The organism is Bradyrhizobium sp. 1 (assembly GCF_023073315.1).
GTDB lineage: Bacteria > Pseudomonadota > Alphaproteobacteria > Rhizobiales > Xanthobacteraceae > Bradyrhizobium.
In genome coordinates this window covers 549098-567671 of record NZ_JADPJH010000018.1, presented here as the reverse complement: position 1 = coordinate 567671, position 18574 = coordinate 549098, and the positions used below count along the sequence as shown (strand labels likewise).

The 18574-nt window shown below is 61.9% G+C and carries 21 protein-coding genes; 13 read left to right on the top strand and 8 right to left on the bottom strand.

The genetic code is table 11. The annotated features are described in order from the left end of the window. The first annotated feature begins 96 nt into the window (after positions 1-96). From cobS to IVB29_RS15145, 7 genes are all read left to right on the top strand, one after another. Positions 97-1095 (top strand): cobaltochelatase subunit CobS, encoded by a 999-nt coding sequence (gene cobS / locus IVB29_RS15175; RefSeq protein ID WP_247504158.1) that lies wholly within the window; start codon positions 97-99, stop codon positions 1093-1095. Positions 1096-1099: 4 nt separating this feature from the next. Beyond that, positions 1100-1510, top strand: coding sequence for a GNAT family N-acetyltransferase (locus IVB29_RS15170; protein WP_247504157.1), 411 nt, complete (start codon positions 1100-1102; stop codon positions 1508-1510). Then, positions 1507-3414 carry a cobaltochelatase subunit CobT gene (gene cobT / locus IVB29_RS15165; RefSeq protein WP_247504156.1) on the top strand — a complete coding sequence of 636 codons (1908 nt, stop codon included), beginning with the start codon at positions 1507-1509 and terminating at the stop codon, positions 3412-3414. The genes IVB29_RS15170 and cobT overlap by 4 nt, the downstream gene beginning before the upstream one ends. Continuing rightward, entirely contained in the window at positions 3411-4493 is a 1083-nt protein-coding gene (locus tag IVB29_RS15160; protein ID WP_247504155.1) for an esterase-like activity of phytase family protein, read from the top strand. The genes cobT and IVB29_RS15160 overlap by 4 nt, the downstream gene beginning before the upstream one ends. A 57-nt stretch (positions 4494-4550) precedes the next feature. Next, positions 4551-5513 carry a tripartite tricarboxylate transporter substrate-binding protein gene (locus IVB29_RS15155; protein WP_247504154.1) on the top strand — a complete coding sequence of 321 codons (963 nt, stop codon included), beginning with the start codon at positions 4551-4553 and terminating at the stop codon, positions 5511-5513. 89 nt (positions 5514-5602) lie between these two features. After that, positions 5603-6715: an NADH:flavin oxidoreductase/NADH oxidase gene (locus tag IVB29_RS15150; protein WP_247504153.1), complete on the top strand. Its 1113-nt coding sequence runs from the start codon at positions 5603-5605 to the stop codon at positions 6713-6715. Between the two features lie 267 nt (positions 6716-6982). After that, on the top strand, positions 6983-7390 hold the full coding sequence (locus IVB29_RS15145; RefSeq protein ID WP_247504152.1) for a hypothetical protein: 408 nt from the start codon (positions 6983-6985) through the stop codon (positions 7388-7390). 233 nt (positions 7391-7623) lie between these two features. On the opposite strand, the gene IVB29_RS15140 is transcribed toward IVB29_RS15145, so the two are convergent. The 3 genes from IVB29_RS15140 to IVB29_RS38395 form a co-directional block, all read right to left on the bottom strand. Then, complete coding sequence (locus tag IVB29_RS15140) at positions 7624-7869, bottom strand: PilZ domain-containing protein (RefSeq protein ID WP_247504151.1); 246 nt, start codon at positions 7867-7869, stop codon at positions 7624-7626. Between the two features lie 233 nt (positions 7870-8102). Continuing rightward, positions 8103-9470 (bottom strand): DUF2235 domain-containing protein, encoded by a 1368-nt coding sequence (locus IVB29_RS15135; protein WP_247504150.1) that lies wholly within the window; start codon positions 9468-9470, stop codon positions 8103-8105. A 259-nt stretch (positions 9471-9729) separates the two neighbouring features. After that, positions 9730-9864, bottom strand: coding sequence for a hypothetical protein (locus tag IVB29_RS38395; protein WP_256466885.1), 135 nt, complete (start codon positions 9862-9864; stop codon positions 9730-9732). Between the two features lie 338 nt (positions 9865-10202). Here IVB29_RS38395 and IVB29_RS15130 point away from each other — a divergent pair, with 338 nt between their 5' ends. The 3 genes from IVB29_RS15130 to IVB29_RS15120 are packed head-to-tail and all read left to right on the top strand — an operon-like array spanning position 10203 to position 11109. Beyond that, positions 10203-10478 carry a hypothetical protein gene (locus IVB29_RS15130; RefSeq protein WP_247504149.1) on the top strand — a complete coding sequence of 92 codons (276 nt, stop codon included), beginning with the start codon at positions 10203-10205 and terminating at the stop codon, positions 10476-10478. Next, positions 10475-10771 carry a hypothetical protein gene (locus IVB29_RS15125; protein WP_247504148.1) on the top strand — a complete coding sequence of 99 codons (297 nt, stop codon included), beginning with the start codon at positions 10475-10477 and terminating at the stop codon, positions 10769-10771. Before IVB29_RS15130 ends, IVB29_RS15125 begins: the two co-directional genes overlap by 4 nt. A gap of 59 nt (positions 10772-10830) precedes the next feature. Then, positions 10831-11109, top strand: a complete 279-nt coding sequence (locus IVB29_RS15120; RefSeq protein WP_247504147.1) for a DUF1488 domain-containing protein — start codon at positions 10831-10833, stop codon at positions 11107-11109. Between the two features lie 142 nt (positions 11110-11251). Here IVB29_RS15120 and IVB29_RS15115 read toward each other — a convergent pair whose 3' ends face one another. Both IVB29_RS15115 and IVB29_RS15110 read right to left on the bottom strand, forming a co-directional pair. Beyond that, positions 11252-11794 carry a hypothetical protein gene (locus IVB29_RS15115; protein WP_247504146.1) on the bottom strand — a complete coding sequence of 181 codons (543 nt, stop codon included), beginning with the start codon at positions 11792-11794 and terminating at the stop codon, positions 11252-11254. Continuing rightward, a complete protein-coding gene (locus tag IVB29_RS15110; RefSeq protein ID WP_247504145.1) occupies positions 11791-12027 on the bottom strand; it encodes a hypothetical protein in 237 nt (78 codons plus the stop codon). Before IVB29_RS15110 ends, IVB29_RS15115 begins: the two co-directional genes overlap by 4 nt. Positions 12028-12252: 225 nt before the next feature. Between IVB29_RS15110 and IVB29_RS15105 the strand changes: the two genes are divergently transcribed. The 3 genes from IVB29_RS15105 to IVB29_RS15095 are packed head-to-tail and all read left to right on the top strand — an operon-like array spanning position 12253 to position 16089. After that, positions 12253-13305, top strand: coding sequence for a dsDNA nuclease domain-containing protein (locus IVB29_RS15105; RefSeq protein WP_247504144.1), 1053 nt, complete (start codon positions 12253-12255; stop codon positions 13303-13305). Between the two features lie 41 nt (positions 13306-13346). After that, entirely contained in the window at positions 13347-15074 is a 1728-nt protein-coding gene (locus tag IVB29_RS15100; protein ID WP_247504143.1) for an ATP-binding protein, read from the top strand. A 19-nt stretch (positions 15075-15093) separates the two neighbouring features. Next, positions 15094-16089: a DUF2971 domain-containing protein gene (locus tag IVB29_RS15095; RefSeq protein WP_247504142.1), complete on the top strand. Its 996-nt coding sequence runs from the start codon at positions 15094-15096 to the stop codon at positions 16087-16089. Between the two features lie 147 nt (positions 16090-16236). Here IVB29_RS15095 and rpmB read toward each other — a convergent pair whose 3' ends face one another. From rpmB to ftsE, 3 genes are all read right to left on the bottom strand, one after another. Then, complete coding sequence (rpmB, locus tag IVB29_RS15090; RefSeq protein WP_247504141.1) at positions 16237-16548, bottom strand: 50S ribosomal protein L28; 312 nt, start codon at positions 16546-16548, stop codon at positions 16237-16239. A 341-nt stretch (positions 16549-16889) separates the two neighbouring features. Continuing rightward, a complete protein-coding gene (locus IVB29_RS15085; RefSeq protein WP_247504140.1) occupies positions 16890-17858 on the bottom strand; it encodes an ABC transporter permease in 969 nt (322 codons plus the stop codon). After that, on the bottom strand, positions 17851-18510 hold the full coding sequence (gene ftsE, locus IVB29_RS15080; protein WP_247504139.1) for a cell division ATP-binding protein FtsE: 660 nt from the start codon (positions 18508-18510) through the stop codon (positions 17851-17853). The genes IVB29_RS15085 and ftsE overlap by 8 nt, the downstream gene beginning before the upstream one ends. Positions 18511-18574: the final 64 nt, after the last annotated feature.

Below are 18574 nucleotides of genomic sequence, written 5' to 3'. Positions count from 1 at the left end.
GCCCGCACGTTGTCTCTGCTAGGTTCGCAGGCGCACCCAGCCGCAGCCAACGTGCAAATAACTGGTCTCGGGATCGCCCGGGACCTCGGAGGATTGATGACGACCGCCGCCACGTCCAAAGTTGAGGAAGTTTCCGGAATGCCCGACATGAAGGTGTCGGTGCGCCAGGTGTTCGGGATCGACAGCGATCTCGAAGTGCCGGCCTATTCCGAAGTCGATCCTCATGTGCCCGAAGTCGATTCCGACTACCGCTTCGACCGTGCCACCACGCTCGCCATTCTCGCCGGCTTCGCCCGCAACCGTCGCGTGATGGTCACAGGCTATCACGGCACCGGCAAATCCACCCATATCGAGCAGGTCGCGGCCCGCCTGAACTGGCCCTGCGTGCGCGTCAACCTCGACAGCCACATCAGCCGTATCGACCTCGTTGGCAAGGACTCGATCGTGGTCCGCGACGGCAAGCAGGTCACTGAGTTCCGCGACGGCATTCTGCCCTGGGCGCTCCAGCACAACATCGCGCTGGTGTTCGACGAATACGACGCCGGCCGTCCGGACGTGATGTTCGTGATCCAGCGCGTGCTCGAAGTCTCGGGCCGCCTGACGCTGCTCGACCAGAACAAGGTGATCAAGCCGCATCCGGCGTTCCGCATGTTCTCGACCGCCAACACGGTCGGCCTCGGCGACACCTCGGGCCTCTATCACGGCACCCAACAGATCAACCAGGGCCAGATGGACCGCTGGTCGATCGTCACCACACTGAACTACCTCAGCCATGACGAGGAAGTGGAGATCGTGCTGGCCAAGGCCAAGCACTATCGCACTCCGGAAGGTCGCGACATCGTCAACAAGATGGTGCGCCTCGCCGATCTCTCCCGTAACGCCTTCGCCAATGGCGATCTGTCGACGGTGATGAGCCCGCGCACGGTGATCACCTGGGCTGAGAACGCCGACATCTTCGGCGACATCGGCTTTGCCTTCCGTGTCACCTTCCTCAACAAATGCGACGAGCTCGAGCGTCCCCTGGTCGCCGAGTTCTATCAGCGCTGCTTCAATGCGGAGCTGCCGGAATCGGCGGTCAACGTGGCGCTCAGCTGATCCCATGGCTTCCATTACCGTCGAGCGCACCATTGGGACCACCAAGAAGGCTGTGCTCGCCGGGCTCGGCGCTTACAACGACGAGCAGTTCGGGAAGCAGAAGGTCAAAAGCATCGCGGTCTCGTTGAAGGACGGCCGCAAGATCGTCGGTGGCATCGTCGGGCATCTCTGGGCCACGGTTCTGTTCATCCAGTATTTCTGGATCGACCAGAAACAGCGCGGCAAGGGGCATGGCACGAAGCTGATCGCGGCGATCGAGGACGAGGCAAGACGGCAGGGCGCGGTCCAGGCCCATGTCGATACGATGAGTTTCCAGGCGCCGGGCTTCTATCGTAACTGCGGGTACGAGGAATTCGGCGCCCTCAAGGGTTATCCCGGCGGCGTGACGCGCCATTCGTTTACGAAGTCGCTATGAGCACATCATCATCCAATTCCAAATTCCGTAACACCAAGGAAGCGCCGACCGAGCCTTTCAAGCGCTCCGTCGCCTCCTGCCTCAAGGCGATTGCGAAATCGCCCGAGCTCGACGTGAGCTTCGCGGCCGAGCGCCCGGGGCTTGCGCCCGGCAAGGCGCGGCTGCCCGAGCCCGCGCGCAAGATGACAAAGCGTGATGCCGCGATCGTGCGCGGCCATGCCGATTCCATTGCGCTCAAGATCGCCTGTCACGACGCAAAGCTGCATCGCAAGCTGATGCCCGGCAATCCGCAGGCACGCGGCGTGTTCGAGGCGGTGGAGCAGGCCCGCGTCGAGGCGATCGGCGCGCGCCGCATGGCGGGCGTTGCGAAGAATCTCACCGCGATGCTCGACGACCATTTCCATCGCGGCAAGTTCGACGAGATCACCGACCGCGCCGATGCGCCGCTGGCCGACGCGCTGGCGATGCTGGTGCGTGAGCGCCTGACCGGCATGGCGCCGCCGACGGCCGCGAAGAAGATGGTCGATCTCTGGCGTCCGATCCTCGAAGACAAGATCGGCAAGCGGCTCGACCGGCTCGACGGCGTGGTCGAGGACCAGACCAAGTTCGGCGACGCCGTGCATGATCTGCTGACCGCGCTCGAGATCGGCGACGAGCGCAGCGCCGACAGCGAAGACAATGACGACAACGACGAGAACCAGGACGGCGACAACGATCAGTCCGGCGCCGAAGGCTCGCCCGATTCCGATGCCGCGCAGGAAATGAGCGCCGACCAGGCGCAGGCGTCCTCGGAAGAGATGAGCGAGAGCGCGATGGAAAGCGCGCAGGCCTCGACCTCTGATACGTTCGATGACGGCGAGCTCGGCGACGACGAGACGCCGGGCGAGGCGACGCGTCCGAACTCGCACGGCAAGAATGAGCCGCGCGGGCCGGAATATCACGCCTTCGCGCCGAAATTCGACGAGGTCATCGCCGCCGAAGACCTCTGCGACCATGACGAGCTGGAGCGCCTGCGCGCTTATCTCGACAAGCAGCTCGCGCATCTGCAAGGCATCGTCGCCCGCCTCGCCAACCGGCTGCAACGGCGCCTGATGGCGCAGCAGAACCGCGCCTGGGAGTTCGATCTCGAAGAGGGCATCCTGGACCCCGCGCGCCTGTCGCGCGTGGTCACCGATCCCTATCATCCGCTGTCCTTCATGCACGAGAAGGAGGCGACGTTCCGCGACACCGTGGTGACGTTGCTGCTCGACAATTCCGGCTCGATGCGCGGCCGTCCGATCACCGTCGCCGCGACCTGCGCCGACATCCTCGCCCGCACGCTGGAGCGTTGCGGTGTCAAGGTCGAGATTTTGGGCTTCACCACGCGCGCCTGGAAGGGCGGGCAATCGCGTGAGGCGTGGCTTGCCGCCGGCAAGCCGGCCAATCCCGGCCGCCTCAACGATCTCCGCCACATCATCTACAAATCCGCCGACGCCCCCTGGCGCCGTGCGCGGAAAAATCTTGGCCTGATGATGCGCGAGGGGCTGCTGAAAGAGAACATCGACGGCGAGGCGCTCGATTGGGCGCACAAGCGCCTGCTTGGCCGCCCCGAGCAGCGCAAGATCCTGATGATGATCTCGGACGGTGCGCCGGTCGACGATTCCACGCTGTCGGTCAATCCCGGCAATTATCTCGAGCGGCATCTGCGCCACATCATCGAGGAGATCGAGACCCGCTCGCCGGTCGAGCTGATCGCGATCGGCATCGGCCATGACGTGACGCGCTACTACCGCCGCGCGGTGACGATCGTGGACGCCGAAGAACTCGGCGGCGCCATCACCGAGAAACTCGCTGAACTCTTCAGCGAGACCAACACGGCGCCGACGCAACCGGCAAACCGCCCGCGACGCAAATTGCATTCGTGAGCAGCCATCGATCCCGCCGCAGCTTTATCGGCCATGCGGCGGCGGGATTTTCCACTCTCGCATTTTCCCGGATCGCGCAGGCACAAGCCACGACCGAGCCGCCGCCGCGCGTCTCGCAAATCGAGCACGCGGTCACCGAGCCCGCCAGCGTCGAGGTCAACGCGCGGCCGATTCCCAATTTCGAGCCGCGCGATCGTTCGCGCACGCGCTTCGGCTCGCTGGAGTATCGCAGCGGCCTCGTGCTGACCTCGCCCTCACGGAGTTTTGGCGGTCTGTCCGGCATCCGCGTGGATGCGAAAGGCGAACGCTTCCTCGCGCTGTCCGACCAGGGCACCTGGTTCACCGGCAGCATCCGCTATGCCGGCGGCAAGATGGCCGGGCTCGACGACGTCGAGGCGTCGCCGATCCTCAACGCGGAGGGGCGGCCGATCACGGAAAAGCGGCTCTGGTACGACACCGAATCGCTCGCGCGCGACGGCTCCTTCGTTTATGTCGGGCTCGAGCGCGTCAACCAGATCATGCGCTTCGATTTCGCCAAGGGTGGCACGCGTGCTCGTGGCGAGGTGCTGCCGACACCGCCGGCGATGCGAAAACTGCCCACCAACAAGGGGCTGGAAGCGCTGGTGTTCGTTCCCAAAGACATGTCGAAGGGCCAGCCGCTCGCCGGCACCCTGATCGCGTTCTCGGAGCGCGGGCTGGACGCCGACGGCAATCTGGTCGCGTTCCTGATCGGCGGCCCCACGCCCGGCCAGTTCAGCGTGCGCCGCACCGAGAAATTCGACATCAGCGATGCCGTGCTGCTGCCCTCCGGCGAGTTGTTGATCCTCGAACGCAAATTCTCCTGGTTCACCGGCGTCAACATCCGCATCCGCGCGATCCCCCTGAAATCCATCGCGCCGAACGCGCTGGTCGACGGCCCGGCATTGTTCAACGCCGATCTCGGCCACGAGATCGACAACATGGAAGGCATCGACGCCCACGTCACGCCGGAGGGCGAGACCGTGCTGACGCTGGTGTCGGACGATAATTTTTCGCTGCTCCAGCGCACGCTGCTCTTGCAATTCACGCTGGTGGAGTAGCCGGTGAATAGCGGAACGGTTCTTGCTACGCTCCGGGCGATCGAACCGGGGTTTTTGATGAACCAGTCCCTTCGCGTTTTTTGCATCCTGACCAGCCTTTTTGCCGCCACTGCCGCACAGGCACAAGGCTGGCCGTCGCGGCTGATCAAGGCGACCATTCCGTTCGGCGCCGGCAGCGCGGCCGACGTGGTGCCGCGACTGGTGTTCGAACGCCTCTCCGCTGAAATCGGCCAGTCGATCGTGATCGAAAACCGAGCGGGCGGCGGCGGCGTGGTCGGTTCGGCGCTGGTCGCGAAAGCCGATCCGGATGGCTACAGCATTCTCGCCCAGTCGTCGGCGCTGGCGATTGCGCCGGCGATTTTTCCGAGCGCGACCTTCGACGTCACCCGCGACCTTGCCTCGGTGCTGATGATCGGATCCAGCGCCAATGTGATGATCGTGCCGAACGCCCGGCCCTGGAAGACCATCCAGGACTTCATCGCCGACGCCAAGGCCAGGCCCGGCTCGATCTCGTTCGGTTCGGTCGGCATCGGCAGCGCCGTGCATGTCAGCACGGAGAAATTCCGCTTTGCTGCCGGCATCGAGGCCACGCATGTGCCCTATCGCGCAGGCCCGGAAGTGATCGCCGACATTCTCGGCGGCCGGATCGACCTGTACTTCTGCCCGCTCGCGACCGCGCTGCCGCTGATCCGCGAGGGCCAGGTTCGCGCGCTCGTGGTCTCGACGCCAAAGCGCGTCGCCGATCTGCCTGACGTACCGACGCCGGTCGAGATCGGATTGAAGGACGCCGACAGCGTGATCTGGTTCGGCGTGTTCGTGCCGGCGAAGACGCCGCGCGAGATCGTCGAGAAATTGCATGCGGCGGGCGAGAAGGTGCTGGCCGATCCGGAGATGCAGGCGAGCCTGAAAAGGCTCGGCATTGAGCCGATGCCGATGAAGCCGGCCGAGATGGACGACCTCGTCAAGCGCGAGACGGCGGCCAATCTGGAACTGATCAAGGCCGCGGGCATCAAGCCGTAGGGGGAGGGTTGCAATCCCGGCGGGTTGAGGAGAGGGAGGCGGCTCGCTAGACATGGCGGTCACTTTCCCTCCGGCCCGGATCCCTTAGCATGAGCGCCCTGTTTTCCCCGATCAAGCTGCGCGGCCTGACTTTGAAGAACCGTGTCGTGGTGTCGCCGATGTGCCAGTATTCGGCCGAAGACGGCGTTCCCACCGACTGGCACTTCACCCACATCAACAATCTGGCGCTGTCGGGCGCGGCGATGTTCTGCATCGAGGCGACCCACGTGGAGGCGATCGGCCGCATCACGCCGGGCTGCCTCGGGCTCTACAGCGATGCCGCCGAAGCCGCGCTGAAGCAGATCCTGTCTTCCGTGCGAAAACATTCCACCACGGCCATCGCGATGCAGCTCGCCCATGCCGGCCGCAAGGCCTCCAGCGCGCGTCCCTGGGACGGCGGCCAGCTGATTCCCGTGAGCGACGGCGGCTGGCAGACGGTGGCCCCGTCAGCGCTGCCGCACAAGGAGGGCGAAGCCGCGCCGCTGGCGCTGGATGCGAGCGGCCTCAAGCGCATCCGCGACGCCTTCGTCGACTCGGCAAAACGCGCGGAGCGCATCGGCATCGACGCGATCGAGCTGCATGGCGCGCACGGCTATCTCATGCATCAATTCCTGTCGCCGATCTCGAACAAGCGCACCGACGAATATGGCGGCTCGCTCGAAAACCGCATGCGCTTCCCGCTCGAAATCTACGACGCTGTCCGGGCGGTATTCCCGCGCGAAAAACCGGTCGGCATGCGGGTGTCGTCGACCGACTGGGTCGAGGGCGGCTGGGATCTGGCGCAAACCATCGAATTCGCCAAGGCGCTGAAGGCGCGCGGCGTCGACTGGATCGATGCTTCTTCCGGCGGCGTCTCGCCGTTGCAGAAGATCACGCTCGGCCCCGGCTATCAGGTGCAGTTCGCCGAGGCCATCAAGCGCGAGACAGGCTTGCCCACCATCGCCGTCGGCCTGATCACCGAAGGCAAGCAGGCCGAAGAGATCGTCGCCTCCGGCAAGGCCGATATGGTCGCGCTCGCCCGCGGCATGCTCTACGACCCCCGCTGGGGCTGGCACGCCGCAGCCGAAGTCGGCGGCGAAGTCGAGGCCCCGCCGCAATATTGGCGCTCGCAGCCGTCGACGCAAAAGGCGCTGTTCGGCAGAACCACGTTCGGGGCGCGGTAGCTTCTTCACCTCGCCCCGCTTGCGGGGAGAGGTCGGATTGCGCACAAGCGCAATCCGGGTGAGGGGGTACAGGTGCGGCGATCATCTCACGTGTGGAGAGAGGCCCCTCACCCCAACCCCCTCAGCGCGAGCGAAGCTCGTCGCGGCCCCGTAAGAACGGGGAGAGGGAGTTAGCTCCCAGCTCACGCATCCGTAACTCCCCCTAGCTTCCACACCCCCCAAAACTGGCCTAACCTGCGCACACTCAAGCCATCACGGAGGCTGGCCATGCGGTTTCGTGTTCGCAAGACTGCCCATGTGTTCGAGCGCGTGGGCCTCGCGATGGCGGGTGCGGCGTGCGGGCTGTTCGTCGGCGCCTATGTCGGCTCGGCGATCGCCCCGCTGACCACGCAAGGTTTTCTGCTGCTGATGATGCTGCTCGGCTTCGTCGGCTTCTATCTCGGCATCGACACGCCGCAACTGCCCTTCGACGAGGAACACAGCGCCATCGACGCCGCGGAACTCTTGAGCGCCGCCGGCACGCTCTGCGCCACGCTCACCGCGCTCGCGTCGGTGGCGGTCATCGTGCTCAGGCTCGAGCCGCACATCCTGTGGAGCTGGCTCGCACTGCTCGGCTGGACCGCCGGCGTCGCCATGCAGATCGTCGGCGGCGCAAAGGCGCGGACCCGGAAGTAGCTGCCGCAAGCACACTGCGTTCCCTCCCCCCTTGTGGGGGAGGGCTAGGGAGAGGGGTAAGCCACACGGTGAGTTCTCGCGAGTCGAGCGATGCTCTGTTGCTGCTACCGCGCAATTAACCAGCACCGTTTGCTGGGCCACCCCTCTCCCCAACCCTCCCCCGCAAGGGGGGAGGGAGCCGAGCGGAGTGGAGGGCGTGGCTTTTGTTCAGCAGTTGGAAGAAGGACGTATCCCTAAAACACCACGCCCACCCGCGTGCCGCGCTTCCAGGCGATGCGGCAGCGTTTCCTGGTGTTGACGTGCAGCAGATCGAAGCGATCGGGGATCTTCACCTGGCCGCCGAGATCGACGCAGGCCCCGCCGGCCGAATAGTCGATCAGTGTGCAGACGATCACGGGCGCGCGCGGGTCGGTGATGATCTTGGCCTGGCGGGACACCAGGCCTGCGGGTTTGACACGGGCATGTCGGCGCGGATGCATTGGCACTCTCCTCCAATTCCGCAGGGCTCGCGGCGGGTGGTCTGCGAGATGATGCGGGGGAGTCGATGCGATCCGGCTAAGGCGGGGCTTAGAATTTTAATGAAAAGTTGCGGTAGCGGGGTGCCCACCCTCCCCTGGAGGGGGAGGGTCGATCGCGCGCAGCGCGAGCGGGGTGGGGTGATCTCTCCACACGGGCACTGTTGGATGCAGAGAGACTGTCACCCCACCCCGTCTCACATTTCGCTGTGCTCAATGTGCGCCGACCCTCCCCCTCCAGGGGAGGGTGGCAGCGCGGCTTCGTCGCCCGAGCTCATATGCGGCGCCACCGGCATCGGCACCGTCACATAATCCTTCGGCAAATTCACCGGCTTATACCCCGGCTCCACCGCCATCCTCCTCACGACGCTTTCATGCACATGCGCGCCTTCGGGGATGGGGCGCGGCTCGCAATCGGGGATGTAGACGCCGAGGACAACCTTCCGCTCCGGCCATTCCTTGTACGTCGCGCTCTTCGGCAGATATTCCAGCACGCGCCAGGCCGCACTCATCGAATTGTGCAGCTCGCCGGTCTTGCCGGTGTAAGCGGGCTCGACATATTGGAACGGCGAGTTCTTGCGCTGGACGCCCCAGGCGAGCTGGTTCACCGTGCGCTTGTTGAAATTCAGCCCGGCCTTTTCTGCCTCCGCGATCATCCAGATCAGCGGATATTTGGACTCGCCACTCTCGGCTTCCGGATAGCCGCCGCCGACATCGCAATGCACGCCGGCGAACCACACCTGCAAGATGTCCTGCGGCACTTTCTTCTCGTCGGGCACGTAGCGGTGGCTCCAGTACTCCTGCGGCTCCTCATAGGCCTTGAGGCGGAACATGCAGCGCCGCTCGTCGATCGCGATCGCCTGGCGAAAGATATTCACGCTCGGATTGCGCAGCGTGTAGGCGAGCTCTTCCAGGCTGAAGACGAGGAAGAAGACGTCGCGCCGCGGCACGATCACGCTCGCCACCGTGTCCCAGACGCCGATGAAGTGGATGGTCGCCCAGCGCGTCGAGGTGATGCGCGCGAACTGGGCTGCGAGGTCGAATGCGTCCTTCGGCAGCGGCCCCTGGTCGTCGACGGCGACGTCCTTGAGGTCCTCGATGTCGTTGCCGCGCCCGGTGCCGGAATATTGCTTGTAGGCGATGAGGCCGGAGCCCGCGAGGTTGGCCTGTTCCGGCGAGATCAGCCCGATTTTGTGGATCAGCCCCGCCAGCACGCGCACCGTGTAGGCACCGCGCGAAAAACCAAACAGATAGATGCGGTCACCCGGCGCATAGTGCTCGACCAGGAAGCAATAGGCCGAGAGCACATTGTCATCGAGCCCGTAGCCGGTGGCGAGCCCCAGCACCAGATTGACGTTGGCCTTGAGGCGGTGCCACGTCGACGGCTCCGTCACGGTGCCGACGCCGGGATCGTAAAACACCATCTGCCGCGGCTGCGTCTTGTCGGTCTTGCGCAGGCAGCGATAGAGCTTCAGGACGTTGGAGATGTTCTCCGAAATCTCGTTGCCGGTGCCGTCACAGCAGATGACGAGGTTTTTCGGCTCGGTCTTGTGGTCGTGCTCCACGGTATGCCCCTCCCGGTGATGCTACCGGGGCGAGTATAGCGCAAACGCGCGACGGAGAAGAGACGATGCGCTTCGTTTACCCTCCCCTGGAGGGGGAGGGTCGATCGCGCGAAGCGCGAGCGGGGTGGGGTGATCTCTCCACTCGGGCAGTTTGTAATGTGGAGAGACTGTCACCCCACCCCGGCCCGCACCGCTATCGCGCTGCGATCCGACCCTCCCCCTCCAGGGGAGGGTAAGCGGGCGGCGCCCGGCTTCTATCCTACTTCTTCTTCCCCGCCCCGATCTCCGGCTGCCAGCCGGCGTCCTTGCGGCTCGGCGCCGCGGCGGTCGCCTTGATCTTGTCCTTCTTCGGCTTCTTGGTCTCGCGATTGCTGCGTTGCTGTCCCTTGGCCATGACGTCCGTCTCCTCTGGGGTTTCGAATTTGCGAGATTAGCGCTGTCGTCTGCGCAGGCCGCGGCGACGAGGGCACGCGACTTGTGTGAGCCACTGAAAATCGCCGCCACGCACACCATGCAGCGCGATAGACCTGCGGCAATTGCGTGAGTTGCGCTGACGCGATCGAGCGTACGCCTGCCCCACGTCGATGGCGAGGACAAAAACGCCGCGCGCAAGCCCGTGCTGCTCGCGGCGCCGGTGCACGCGGCGATAGTGCTGGCTATTGCCCTGCAAGAAGCGCATGGTCGCCCCGGTCGGCGTCGGTTGGGGCCCCCTCTCGCAAAAGGCAGGCGCGTATGACCATCCGCTCGCGGCATGAAACCATTACATTCAAGCATCCGGTCCGCATCCGCGGCATCGCGCGCCAGCTCCCCGCCGGCCGCTACGATGTCGTCACCGACGAGGAGATGATCGAGGGCTTGTCGTTTGCGTCCTGGCGTCGGGTCGCCACCATGATCACGGTGCCGTCCGAAGGCGTGCGAGGCGCGACCGAGATGCTGCCGATCGGCTCGATCGACCTTGCGGATGCGCAGGCCGCCGATGCGCAAGCCGAGGACGCGAGCGCCCCATGACGGACATCCCGGTCGAGCTCGACAAGCATCGCGGCATGGCCGCGCAGAAGGCGACCGATCTGCGCCGCGCGCTGGCCGACGTCGAGGCCCAGGTCAGGGAGCTGCGCGATCGCGAGGCCGAGCTCGAAAACCGCATGATGACGATGCCCGCGCTGTCGTGGCCGGAGGCCGCGGTGAAGGCGCGCCACCTGCTCAACCTCTATGCCGCCAGCCTGCCCGCCGAGGACACCCGCCACCGCGCGCTGGTGGCCGCGCTGTTCGACGATTTCGTCAGGCTCGGCAGCGAGAGCTGAGGCGAGCCGCAAGCGGCGGGCTCGCTCGACCTCTCCCGCTCCGCGTAAAGGAGTCCCCCATGACGCTCACGACCAGCCGCTTCATCGGCCACGACCAGGACCGCGGCATCGTCCAGTTCTCGATGCAGGACGGCACGAAGGAGATCGCCTGCGCGATCTCGACCTCCGCGATGGACGATCTCGAGCGCGGCCCGCGCGCCCGCCCCGCCGAGCGCGAAGAGCAGTTCATGCGCCTGCGCGACCGCATCGAAGCCTGCACCGGACGGAAATATCAGGCGACGGAGTTCGAGGGGACCCCGCCGGGGATCGTGCTGCGGAGCATTGATTTTCGGGGGTAGGGGCGATGGAAGCGATGGACCGCCGTTCGTTGTCATCGCGCCCATCGCAGGTAACAACCAGACCTCATCCTGAGGGCCCGCCGCAGGCGGGCGTCTCGAAGGATGGCTGCAGGCTCGTTCTCAGCCGAGTTTGTCCTGCGCCTCACGCGGCCCGGTCGAGATCCTTCTCGTAGGCTTTCAGGCTTCCCTTGAGCGCCTCTTCGAGCTTGCTCGCGTGCGATCCGATCGCCTCGTTGGCCGCGCGCACGGCGGCCGCCTTGATCGCCTCGTCGCGGCTGAGCTTGTCGTGATGAAACAGCCATTTTGCCACCGTCGCCCAATCCCATAGCGGGCTGTCGGACGTCACGCGGGCGACCGGCGAGGGGAAGTTCTTGGCTCGCTGTCCCTTGGAATATTGCGTCATCGCCGCACGCGTCATTCCACTTCGGGCTGCGATGTCGGAGAGACTGACGAGCGGGTCGGGCTCGACGCGATCGACGCGGGCACCGGCGGCCTTCACGTCCCGCACCGCCGTGACGATGGCCTCGCTGACCGATGTCGCCTCGCGGGTGAAGTCGACGATGATGTGGCCCTTCTGGAAAGCGATCGCCGCATCGTCGCAGCCGGCATCATAAAAGCGCTGCTCGAAATCCTCCGCCGCAGGATCGAGGCCGGATGCAATGATGCTGAATTCGAATTTCTTCATTTGTCATCCTCCTTTCCGTGCGGGCAGCGGCCGATCGCCCGCATCACCTGCCGGGCGTGGTCTTCCGGATTCTTCGGCGTGCCGTTCACGCCGACCTGGCAGCCGTCACGACCGGCATGCGCGCAGAACAACCGTCCCCAATGCCCCATCTTGCGCCACCGCCAGCCGATCGACTCGGCCTGCGCGACAACGGCCTCGATCTCCTTGTGCGGGTGCCTGGGCCGATCAGCCATGCGAGAACCTGAAGATAGCGGAAGTTGTTAACAGATGTCAACGCGGGTGCGCCCGGCGGCCGCTCGTCTTGCACAGGCTGCGAGGCTTTTCCTTTCAAAGGCCCCGAGTCGTCCTGCACCATATGCGTGGAAGCAGAAAGTACTATATACAACCTGTAGATTAAATTAGATTCTGATCAAGTTCACGATTTCATCCGATGAATTGTCGGCGCACTGGGCGATTGAATGCAAAAGAACCTCTTGGATTTTTTGATCGCGAAGCCGCAACGAGAAATTTCTGGGTCGGATACCGCTGCCCGCTTCGACTATCAAAAGAGTTGGGCCTTCTGTCAGATGCTACGCAAGCATATGGAACACGCCGATTACTTGGTTGCCTTTGAATTTCATGATGATGTTGTCTTCCTATCTCCAAGCGAGACACCAACCAGTGCCGAATTCTACCAGGTGAAGACGTCGAAATCGGCAGCTTCTCGAAAGCTAGCGAGCCTTCTTTCTCGACAGAAAGAAGCCAACTCAATCCTAGGTAAGATGTTTCTGAATTTTGACGGCTTGCTAGCAGATCACCAATTGCAGGTGATACTTGTGTCCAATACCGCTTTCGAATTCGCAGGCCAAAATATTTCGGCGACTGATCTGCCAAAGAAGTACCGCGAGAAGATAGCTGACAGGTTGAAAGACGAGATACCTGCATTTGCGGAAGAGCAGTTAGATAAGCTGCACTTTATAGTCACAGGTGTCTCGATCGAATCGATGCAGAGCTTCTTGCACGGAGAAGCAATGGAGTTCTTCAATTCTAATTTTGGAGAAGATCACGGATTCAACGTGAATAGTTGGGTGAGGCTGCTCCACAGTGAAATCACCAGAAAGAACAATTACGCGTCTGATCAGGTCGCGACGATCAATGATCTCATCTCCAAGAAATGCGTCGGAAGGAAAGTTATTCAAGATAGCCTTGATCTTCTTTCGTCTAAGAAGCGAATCCATCCGGACATGGCACTGGTGAACTCTGAGCTCAAAACTGCAGGTTGGACGTCGCAGGATCTGATGCGGATGGCAAAGAAAATTCCTCAAGCGGTTTCCGATCTCACCGATGCAACAAATTTAGAGGCAGGAGCGATCGTGCAGCGACTAGAAGAGCTGTTCTCGCTGCAATCAGATGCGGCCCTTCCAGAATTCATCGCAAGAGCAGAGGAGGAAATCTTGATGTCTCTGCGTGCTCCATATGATGCTGCGTACCTGAGGGCATTTAGTGTCGTGGTCTACTATGAAAAAATCTAGGTTTCGTCAGCTCATTCGAAATCTTCGCCAAGGGCGTGTTAATGACAAACTTAGTGTTCAAAGAGGTATCGATCCTCTCAAAGGTCGAAAAGACGGCGAGAAGAGAGACGTTCGATCCGAGAGTGAATCTAGTCACCGGCGAAAATGACGTAGGAAAGTCAACTCTTATAAAGAGTTTGTATCACACGTTAGGCGCTGATGTTCCAGGTTTACAGAACGAGCGCTGGAAGAAGGCGCGGCCGATATACTCCGTGCGCTTTTCGTTGGGGACCAATGACTACATAGTGCTTCGCGACGAGCGATATTTCGGCGTTTTTGATTCGAGTGGGAAGCTGATCGGAAAATTCGTTCGAGTGTCTGGAGAGCGGGGCGTAGCGCAGTTCCTAAATCCGAAGCTCAATTTTCGTGTGGAGCTCGAACGTAGCGAAGATGGGACCTTAGGCTCGGCCGGTCCTGCGTTTTACTTTCTTCCGTTTTACATAGATCAAGACGAAGGTTGGACGAAGAACTGGGCTTCATTCGTTGGTTTGCAGCAATTCAGCAACTATCGAAAGAGCATGTTGGAATATCACCTCGGTGTTCGACCGCAATCCTATTATGACGCGAGAAAGAGGCAGGTCGAGCTTGAGCGCGACAAGGCCAAGATTGAAGATGAAATACTTGCTTTGAACAAAGTGAGGGACTCGTACCTGCGAAGAAAGGCAATGCGCCAGGTGGATATCGATCCATCTGTATTTCGCAAGGAAGCAGAAGAGTTAGTCGATCAGTACAATAGGGTTTATGCTCGGCAACAGCAGGTGGGGCAGGAACTAAAGGATGCTCGGAATGATCGTCACGGCATCGAAAATGAAATTGCTGTTTTGCAAAGAGCAATACGTGAGCTAGATGCGGACTATTCTTATGCAGAGGATTCCGGCACACCAGATACGGTGTTGTGCCCCACATGTGGAACAGCGATAGCGAATTCTATCGTGGAGCGATTTGGAATTCTCGACGATATTGATCTCTGCTTCGATCTCTTGGACCAACGAAAGAAGAAGCTTCTTGATTTGTTGGAGCAAGAAAAGGTTGTCGACCGCAAGTATCAAGATGTGACGGCAGAGCTCGGACCTGTGGAAGACCTTCTTAGGCGGACACGAGAGAAGGTGACGTTTGCTGAGTTCATCGCTGCAGAAGGAATGAAGGACGTCCTCGGGTCTTTATCGCAAGATATCAATGAGTTGGCCGAACGTCAGAATGAAATTCGATCAAACCTTCTGAAGCTCGGTGATGATTTGAAGCTTGATGTAAAGCGAAAGCGCGATATCAACGACTTTTATCAGGCCCGAATGAAGGAGTTTCTGAGCAATCTAAATGTGAACGTTCTTTCTACCGAAGACTACAAATCGTTCGATCGCCAAATCAAGGCTAATGCGCTCGGAAGTGATCTGCCTCGATCTTTGTTGGCGCAACATTTTTCCTACCTTCACACCATGAAAAGTTTAAATCCGGCCACGATCTGTCCGCTGATTATCGATTCTCCTCTTCAGCAGGAACAGGATCGGCACAATATCGGAGCCATATTTGGCTTTATTTTCTCGCGCGTGCTGCAGGGGCAGCAGCTGATACTGGGTACGCTGCATTTCGACGAGGTTCCGAGCGAGATAATTCCTAAAGACGCTAAACGAATCCATCTCACGAGTGAGCTGCATTTGCTTCAAGGGGATCAATATGCAGACGTATATGATCGGATCGGAGCGATGCACGAGCAGACGCTGGCTGCTGATTGATAATTGAGGATGCTGTGGTTTGGCGCGGATTGATGGCGTCGCTGAGTTTAGCGGTAAAATCAGTTGCAGGCCGCGAGTGGTTCAGTTTGTCGATCGTAATCTAGGTGCTCGTACTGGCGGGAGCTCTGAAATGGTGGGATGGACGCACACTCAGAAGAAATTCTTCAAATACATGAGCTCGGGAACTGCCCGTGTTGTTCTTGCGAATGGTACATTGCGCTGGTCGGCTCCAAAACAATTTAATGATCCGTTCGACATCCAGTTCGACATGCATATTGAACACGTCGACAAGGCAAAACTGATTGCCGACGTTGCGAATGATCTTTGGCTTTTCTATTCGCGGCAGAGCGAGTACGAGCCGAAGAATCGCCTGGGATACTTTGTTCGAGATATGAGCGTGAAGGGGCCTCGGTTGAGCGAGGCGGAGTTTCGAGCTGCAGTGCAAAAGGGAGTAACAGAGTCGTTGTATGAGCAGCAGCGCCGCCTGCCCGAGCTCCATTCTTGGGTGAGAGCTAGACTAGAAAAGGCGCTGGTTCTCTGTCTTACGGAGATGCCCTCGAACATCCTAATGTGGGCGCACTATGCTGATTGTCATCGAGGAGTAGTCCTCGAGTTCTCAACACTAGAGGCAAGCTCGTGGGCCGCAGCGCGGCCCGTTTCTTATCGCGAGCGCATGCCGCTTCTATTCGATCAAGAACAGCTTCGGCAATTTCTTTCGGGCTGCGCAGTTATCGATAAGGATCGCTTCTTTCTTGAGTCGTTTCTTACAAAGTCGATCGATTGGAAATATGAGAGAGAATGGAGGGTGGTTTGGCATGCGACTAAGGAGATCGACTTCGAGGACACAAAGTTTAATCCTCAAGAACTCGCAGGAATATATTTTGGCTGTCGAGTCGACAAGAAAGACTGCGAGGATCTCGTTAGCCTTGCTCGGAAGTTGAACCCGGAGGTTCAAGCATGGATGGGCAAAAAGTCTCTACGCACATTCGCTGTGGAATTCGATCGGTTTAAGTAGCTGGTCTTGGTTCAGCATGGCCTTTCCAGACGGAGGCCACGAGTTAAACAAAAATGGCCGGATCTTCCGATCCGGCCGCAACTCAAAACTCTACCTAGCTAAGCCTACGCCACCCGGCGCAAGCCCCCGCCCAATTCCAAAATTCGCTTAGCTCGCCTTCTTCGCCGGCGCAGCGGTCGGGCCGACCTTCTTCTGGATGGCGCGCTTCAGATCGAGGGCGCGCGGCGACAGGAGGTCGGACTTGGCCTTGAGCAGGAAGGCGTCGAGGCCGCCATTGTGGTCGACGCTCTTCACCGCGTTGGTGGAGACGCGCAGGCGCACGTTGCGCTCGAGGGCTTCGCTGATGAACGTCACGTTGACGAGGTTCGGCAGGAAGCGGCGCTTGGTCTTGATATTGGAGTGGCTGACCTTGTGGCCGACCTGGGGACCCTTGGCGGTCAGTTCGCAGCGGCGAGACATGTCTAAATCCTTGTCCTGTCCCCCAACGATTTGCGGCCGCCATTCTGGGCGCCACGGGGGCAAATTCTGTGTCCTTGCAGGGAGCGGGCGGACGTATAGGGGGGAAGGGACGGGTAGTCAAGGATTTGGGGTGGGGTTTTGGGGCCGCCCCGCTGCCAGTTCCCCCTCGCCCCGCTTGCGGGGAGAGGGTTGGGGTGAGGGGGGCTCTCCGCGGGGACGGCGGCAGATGGACTCGCGGAGAGTCCCCCTCACCCGGAATCCGCGCTTTCAGCGCGAATTCCGGCCTCTCCCCGCAAGCGGGGAGAGGCGAAGAACCCGCGAGCAAGCTCATCCATCACGGCTCACTCCACATCATTCAGCGTCGCGAACAGCGTCTGGCGCGAGGCCACCGCGGTGATGGCGCCGATCAGCACCGCCTGCACCGCGAGCACGATGTAGCCGGACGGCCGCAGCGAGAAGGTGCCGAGCAGCGCGGCAAATTGGTCGCCGACGGGCGTGCCCGAAAACCAGCCGGCGATCGACTCGGAGAAGCCGAACACGAGCATGGCGGCGCCGCCGCCAATCACGCCGCCTTCGAGACCGAGACGCAGGAAGTGCCGCAGAAAGCGGTTGGCGATGTAGCGGTCGCCGGCGCCGACGAAGTGCAGCACCTCGACGATCGGACGGTTCGCCGCCATGGCGCCGCGGGTCGCGAACGAGACCGAGATGATAGTCGCGATGATGACGAGCGCGAGGATGCCGAGACCGGCGAGCACAGTGGCGTTCGTCATCGAGCGCATGCGCTCGATCCAGGCGCGGTGATCGTCGACGCTGGCACTCGGCGCCGCTTGCGTCACGCGGGCGCGCAGGGCGCCGAGGTCGAGCGCCGTGCCCGGCTGCACGCGCGCGATGATCATGCGCGGCACCGGCAGATCGTCCATCGACAGCCCGGTGCCGAGCCAGGGCTCGAGCAGCTTGCCGCTTTCGTCCTTGCTGAACGGCTTGACCTCGACGATGCCGGCTTGCGCGCGCATGGCCTCGGTCACCGCAATGGTGTCGCGATCGAGATCGCGGCCGGTCTGGGGACGGACCTGGATGGTGATTTCGCTGGCGACGTCCGACTGCCATTCCGCGGCCGAGGCGCTGACCAGCAGCACCGTGCCTGTCGTCATCGACGCCAGGAACGTCATGATGGCGACGACGGCGACCAGCGCGCGGCCGTGGATCGAGGCGCGCGGCACGATCGGCGACATGTTGCGCGCCTTGGCCGGAAGCGGTGGACGCTCCTGTCCGAGGTCGACCAGCACGCCGCGCTCGTCGGTCCTATTCATAGACGTGCAACCGTCCCTGATGCAGCACCAGCCGCCGCGCCTCGTACTGGTCCATCAGGCCGATGTCGTGGGTTGCGATGATGACGGCGGTGCCGGATTTGTTGAGCTCGATGAAGAGCCGCAGCAGGCGGCGGCCGAGCGTCGGATCGACGCTGCCGGTCGGCTCGTCCGCGAGCAAAAGCTGCGGCCGCGAGATCACCGCGCGCGCGATCGCGGCGCGCTGTTTCTCGCCGCCCGACAGGATCGGCGGCAGCGCATCCATGCGCTCGCCGAGGCCGACCCAGCGCAGCAGGTCGATGACCTCCTTGCGGTAGCTCGCCTCGCTGCGGCCCATGACGCGGAACGGGAGCGCGACGTTCTCATAGGTCGTCATGTGGTCGAGCAGGCGGAAATCCTGGAGCACGATGCCGATGCGCTTGCGCAAATCGGCGATCTCGTCCTTGCCGAGCTGCGAGATGTCGTGGCCGAACAGGTTGACGAGGCCCCGCGTCGGCCGCTGCGACAGGAACAACAGGCGCAGCAGCGAGGTCTTGCCGGCGCCGGACGGGCCGGTGAGGAACTGGAACGAATGCGCCGGAATCTGGAAGCTGAGGTCGCGCAGGATCTCCGGCCCCAGACCGTAACGCAATCCGACATTTTCGAACCGAACCAAGTTCAGCTCCGTTCGAGAGGGGGCCGCGCCGCGGCACACCGCCACACGCAATCAACGGTTTTTG

Bases quoted from the DNA above. Each gene is read 5' to 3' on its own strand.
- IVB29_RS15085 (WP_247504140.1), bottom strand. From the start codon at position 17,858: ATGAATAGGACCGACGAGCGCGGCGTGCTGGTCGACCTCGGACAGGAG.
- IVB29_RS15170 (WP_247504157.1), top strand. From the start codon at position 1,100: ATGGCTTCCATTACCGTCGAGCGCACCATTGGGACCACCAAGAAGGCT.
- cobS (WP_247504158.1), top strand. From the start codon at position 97: ATGACGACCGCCGCCACGTCCAAAGTTGAGGAAGTTTCCGGAATGCCC.
- IVB29_RS15110 (WP_247504145.1), bottom strand. From the start codon at position 12,027: ATGGCTGATCGGCCCAGGCACCCGCACAAGGAGATCGAGGCCGTTGTC.
- IVB29_RS38395 (WP_256466885.1), bottom strand. From the start codon at position 9,864: ATGGCCAAGGGACAGCAACGCAGCAATCGCGAGACCAAGAAGCCGAAG.
- IVB29_RS15115 (WP_247504146.1), bottom strand. From the start codon at position 11,794: ATGAAGAAATTCGAATTCAGCATCATTGCATCCGGCCTCGATCCTGCG.
- IVB29_RS15130 (WP_247504149.1), top strand. From the start codon at position 10,203: ATGACCATCCGCTCGCGGCATGAAACCATTACATTCAAGCATCCGGTC.
- IVB29_RS15125 (WP_247504148.1), top strand. From the start codon at position 10,475: ATGACGGACATCCCGGTCGAGCTCGACAAGCATCGCGGCATGGCCGCG.
- IVB29_RS15100 (WP_247504143.1), top strand. From the start codon at position 13,347: ATGACAAACTTAGTGTTCAAAGAGGTATCGATCCTCTCAAAGGTCGAA.
- IVB29_RS15120 (WP_247504147.1), top strand. From the start codon at position 10,831: ATGACGCTCACGACCAGCCGCTTCATCGGCCACGACCAGGACCGCGGC.
- IVB29_RS15155 (WP_247504154.1), top strand. From the start codon at position 4,551: ATGAACCAGTCCCTTCGCGTTTTTTGCATCCTGACCAGCCTTTTTGCC.
- IVB29_RS15150 (WP_247504153.1), top strand. From the start codon at position 5,603: ATGAGCGCCCTGTTTTCCCCGATCAAGCTGCGCGGCCTGACTTTGAAG.
- cobT (WP_247504156.1), top strand. From the start codon at position 1,507: ATGAGCACATCATCATCCAATTCCAAATTCCGTAACACCAAGGAAGCG.
- IVB29_RS15145 (WP_247504152.1), top strand. From the start codon at position 6,983: ATGCGGTTTCGTGTTCGCAAGACTGCCCATGTGTTCGAGCGCGTGGGC.
- rpmB (WP_247504141.1), bottom strand. From the start codon at position 16,548: ATGTCTCGCCGCTGCGAACTGACCGCCAAGGGTCCCCAGGTCGGCCAC.
- IVB29_RS15140 (WP_247504151.1), bottom strand. From the start codon at position 7,869: ATGCATCCGCGCCGACATGCCCGTGTCAAACCCGCAGGCCTGGTGTCC.
- IVB29_RS15105 (WP_247504144.1), top strand. From the start codon at position 12,253: ATGCAAAAGAACCTCTTGGATTTTTTGATCGCGAAGCCGCAACGAGAA.